This is a genomic window from Halobacillus sp. BBL2006 (assembly GCF_000786645.1).
GTDB lineage: Bacteria > Bacillota > Bacilli > Bacillales > Halobacillaceae > Halobacillus.
Genome location: NZ_JRNX01000113.1, coordinates 1 through 4,588, shown reverse-complemented (window position 1 = coordinate 4,588; position 4,588 = coordinate 1). Strand labels below are relative to the sequence as shown.

Sequence of the window (4,588 nt, the reverse complement as noted above, 5' to 3'; positions counted from 1 at the left end):
GCTCCATCCGTGTAGGTGGGTTCGTTATTCACCTACATCGAATGGGGGTGGTTGGGAAGCTGCGAGACTCCCATGGGAGAAGGAGATAGGCGAGATCCCGCAGGGCAGTAGCCCGAGGAAGCTCGGCGCTCCCCCACAGGAAAGCGAGTAGCTTCCCAATCACCCCTGCCTCCCAATATGGCAAACGAACCCCAAAACATCTCGAAACTAAGTCTTCCATAATCCTGCACGTTTGTGTAAATAAGCTTAGCCTTTTCATTTATAAAATTCCGGACATGTTCATAGAATTTCCTAAAGGAGTGTATGGACATGTTCGAATTCATAGAAACCTTGTCACCACTGAACCAAGCGCTGTTCGTAACGATCATCACCTGGGGGATGACGGCGTTAGGGGCAGCCCTTGTTTTTACAACGAAAAACATGAATCAGCGGATGCTGGACGGTATGCTTGGTTTCGCCGGTGGCATTATGATTGCAGCAAGTTTCTGGTCCCTGCTTTCTCCAGCCCTGGAGATGGCCGAGAATCATACGATGCCCGCCTGGATTCCTGTAGCAGCCGGATTTTTACTAGGAGCTTTATTTTTATGGGGAATTGACAAGGTCATCCCCCACCTCCACCCTAATGCATCCATCTTAGAAGCAGAGGGGATCAACCCAATCAAGAAAAGAAAAAGCACGCTTCTTGTGTTAGCGATTACACTACATAACATTCCTGAAGGGCTTGCTATTGGCGTTGCCTTCGGGGCCGTAGCAGCCGGGTTTCATTCCTCTTCGCTCACAGCAGCTTTCATATTAGTGCTGGGAATATGTATTCAAAACATCCCCGAAGGAGCCGCTGTATCCCTTCCTTTACGGAGGGAAGGCATGTCACGTCGGCGCAGCTTTTTTTACGGGCAGCTATCTGGTATGGTCGAACCTATCGCCGCAATGATTGGCGTAATGACGGTCACATTCATCCAGCCTCTTCTCCCGATCGCTTTAAGCTTTGCTGCTGGAGCAATGATTTTTGTCGTCAATGAAGAAGTGATTCCAGGTTCGCAAGAGAACGGAAATAATGACCTCGCTTCTTTATGTTTGATGGTAGGTTTTACAATCATGATGATCCTGGACGTGGCGTTTGGATAAAAAAATGTCTGCCCTCTTTGAAGAGCAGACATTTTTCCTTTAATTGTCATTCTTTATTTCTGGTCTTGTCTCTTTATTCAAATACTCATTCGGTTCTTCCCCAAACTCCACACTATGGTTCTTGAATTGTGACAATCGACCATTTCTATGTTCTCCATGGCTCTTATTTTCCTTGAACTGTCGATTTGGCTTCTTATCTTTTTTACTCACTGCCTTCACCTTCCTTAAAGTAGGTTACTCTTATTTTTTTACTTTATGGTGAAGTTATACATAGAAATGCGACTTCCATTAGCAAGGAGCAGCAAGGTGTTGTTTGCTGGATCGTTCAATGACCTGAGGATCGACATTTTCCAAATGCTTTCGGAATAAAATCATCACCAGCAAATGAACTTTCGCTTGTGTGTATTTATAAAAAAACCAGGGCAAGGAAGGCATGTAATCGTGGATGGCGACAATCGCTTCTGCCTTGTTCGGTATTTTTCGAAACTCGAGCCTTCCACGGATATTTTTTTGGTTATCCGCAAGCCAGCCGCCTGTAATGTAATAAAGCGCACGGTCTGACGTGCTTCGCTCTTTCGAGTATGTCAATTCTAAAAGAGGCGCATATTTGAAGAGAAAGCCAATTTGGCAGCTATGCACTTCGTCTACACGTGTTTTAATCCAAGGGTTTAACGTTGTTTCCAACCACTTCAAGTAATACTTGGCGACCCAGTCTGAATCTTTTCCTTCAGGAATCGGAACGCGCTGGACGGACCGGACATCGTGACGGACTGGAGAAAAAGAGAAAGGATTTTTCTTCGATTTAGATTCTCCGTGGTCAAGAGCTTCTTTTGCCGCCGCTTCAAATGGAGTGGTACCATGACTCCACCTAGGGTGTGTATGCTCCTTTTGGACAGTCATCGGATGGGCCAAACTTTCGATTAAAGGGTAAACCATTTCTTTAGATGAGCCCGTCACAAACCGAACCCATAGACGGGAAAGGTGAACGGTCATAAACGGAAAGGAGACCATTTTCAGTTTCTTCCCCATAATATCTGCTACCTTTTCCATCATGGCCTGATAAGTCATGACTTCAGGTCCGCCGACATCAATGGACTGATCAGATAGCTCATCATTGTCAACACTTTGATTCAACGTCTGCACTACATCTTTTAGTGCAATCGGCTGAGTTTTTGTCTTCGTCCATTCCGGCAAAAGCATAAAAGGCAGCCGCTTAACGAGCTTCGCCAAAATCGGAAAAGAAGAACCTTTTGGACCTACAATCAGACCTGCTCGAATTGTCGTAACTGGAATCCCATAGGCGCGAAGGATTTTTTCCACTTCTAACCGGCTTGATAAGTGACGAGACAGCGATGAGGCTGCTTCAGGAACGATTCCACTCAAGTAGATAATTTGTTTGATCCCCTGCTTTTTCGCCGCTTGAGCAAAGTTATCGGCTAAAATCACATCCATGTCTTCAAACGATCCTTGCGTAAGCTTGGCTGAAGGCAACATGGAGTGTACCAAATAGACAGCAATGTCCGCTCCTTCCAAAGCTTTCTCAGCATCAGCCATGGAATACAAATCACAGGATCTCCATGTGACATGTTCACTGTTTTCATAATGATCTCCATTACGGGAGAGCGCAATCACTTCCGTATTTTTGGTCAGTTTCTCCATTAAGTTTTGACCGATATATCCGCTCGCACCCGTTAAGGCTACGACTGATTTTTGCTTATTCATCGACTCATCCCCTTCAACTTCTTATATTTGGGGTACCCTAATCGATGAACGTCTTAACGTGTTAACTTGCGGGCGATAAGCATGAATTTTGACAGATTCTCTAATATGATTTAATTTATTGTAGGAAATACAAGTAACTTGATAAGGATTACAGGAATTATCTTTTATTATCATATTATAAAAAAGGAGGTCCATAATGAAAAAGTTATGGAATCAATATATAGAGGCATCTTTGATTAAAAAAATCACCGTCGCCTTAATTTTAGGGATTCTGACCGGCCTGGTTTTCGGTAAAGATGCAGCCGTGTTAGCACCTTTTGGTGACTTGCTGCTTCGTCTTCTTAAATTCATTATCATTCCATTGATACTCTTCACGTTAATCGTAGGAGTAAATCAAACAAATATCGGAAGTTTAGGGCGTATGGGAGGAAAAGTATTTCTCTACTATTTAGCGACCTCTGCTTTCGCTATTTTAATCGGGGCAGCGATTGCCAGCTTGTTCAAGCCGGGACAAGGGTTGTCCTTAAGTGGAAATGAAAGCTTTGATGTTCCAGAAAACCCTGGCGTCACAAGTGTCCTCTTAAATATCGTTCCCGATAACATCGTCGTTGCCTTTACAGAAATGAACCTATTAGGCATTATCTTTACGGCGATCGTGTTTGGAATCGCCATTGCCTATTTACGTTCCACGAAAGCGTACCAGGGTTTGGGGGAACAGCTTTATAACGTCATCGATGCGTTAAATGAAACGACGATGACGGTCATGAAAGGCATCCTGCAATATGTGCCAATCGGTATTTTTGCCATCATCGCCGAAATTGTCGGCAGCCAGGGCGCAGACACGCTGCTTTCATTAGGAAACTTTATTGTCGTATTATATGTAGCTTTACTTGTACAGCTGGGCATCTATATTGCCGTGCTTGCTTTCACGAAGAATTCACCGGCTTCCTTTTTCCGTGAAGCCCGCACCGCTATGGTTACAGCTTTTGTCACACAAAGCAGCTCAGGTACGCTGCCTGTTACGCTGAACGCGGCTAAGAACCTTGGGTTGAATAAGAGTTTATATGGATTCAGCCTGCCTCTAGGCGCAACAATCAACATGGACGGAGCCGCCATTCGTATCGCGGTTTCTGCCGTATTTGCAGCAAACGTCATCGGAGAGCCTCTAAGCTTTGTGTCGATCCTGCAAATCGTTATTGTTGGAACGTTAGCTTCTGTCGGTACGGCCGGAGTACCGGGCGCTGGAATCATTATGATCGCAACCGTATTCTCTCAAGTCGGTCTTCCGATGGAAGCCGTCGCCCTCCTGACCGCTGTGGATGTTCTCGTCGGAATGGGAGCTACTGCTTTAAATGTCACGGGTGATTTAGTCGGTACATCGATTATTAACAAGTCCGAGAAAAAAGAATGAGTCATCCTTTAAAACATCCTGACCTTCTCAGAAGGTCAGGATGTTTTTTCTAAAGGTAAATGAAAAATGAATCCTTCGTAGCATTTCTCCTTATTAACTTATTTCACCGATGTTCGTCTGTACATTATTCCCTACACATTCGACATAATCTCTAAAACCTTAACAAAACGATATAGGAAATTCGTATACATATTAAAAATCGCCATAATCATTCCATATAAACTAATATTTGCCAAAATTTGATAGATTGAAATATAGTAAATTTATAACCTATCAAAAGGAGGAATTTGAATGTCAAAGAAAGCGCTTACCGTTTTATTGGCGGGAGGA

General features: G+C 44.0%; 4 protein-coding genes. 2 read left to right on the top strand and 2 right to left on the bottom strand.

Features of this window, described 5'->3' with window-relative positions:
- Positions 1–309 precede the first annotated feature (309 nt).
- Positions 310–1,125, top strand: coding sequence for a ZIP family metal transporter (locus LD39_RS04245; RefSeq protein ID WP_035543219.1), 816 nt, complete (start codon positions 310–312; stop codon positions 1,123–1,125).
- Between the two features lie 39 nt (positions 1,126–1,164).
- Here LD39_RS04245 and LD39_RS22960 read toward each other — a convergent pair whose 3' ends face one another.
- Entirely contained in the window at positions 1,165–1,335 is a 171-nt protein-coding gene (locus LD39_RS22960; protein WP_197061386.1) for a hypothetical protein, read from the bottom strand.
- Positions 1,336–1,413: 78 nt separating this feature from the next.
- Positions 1,414–2,847, bottom strand: a complete 1,434-nt coding sequence (locus LD39_RS04240; RefSeq protein WP_035543217.1) for an NAD(P)H-binding protein — start codon at positions 2,845–2,847, stop codon at positions 1,414–1,416.
- A 196-nt stretch (positions 2,848–3,043) separates the two neighbouring features.
- On the opposite strand from LD39_RS04240, the gene LD39_RS04235 reads away from it, so the two are divergent.
- Complete coding sequence (locus LD39_RS04235) at positions 3,044–4,258, top strand: dicarboxylate/amino acid:cation symporter (protein ID WP_035543215.1); 1,215 nt, start codon at positions 3,044–3,046, stop codon at positions 4,256–4,258.
- The last annotated feature ends 330 nt before the right edge of the window (positions 4,259–4,588 follow it).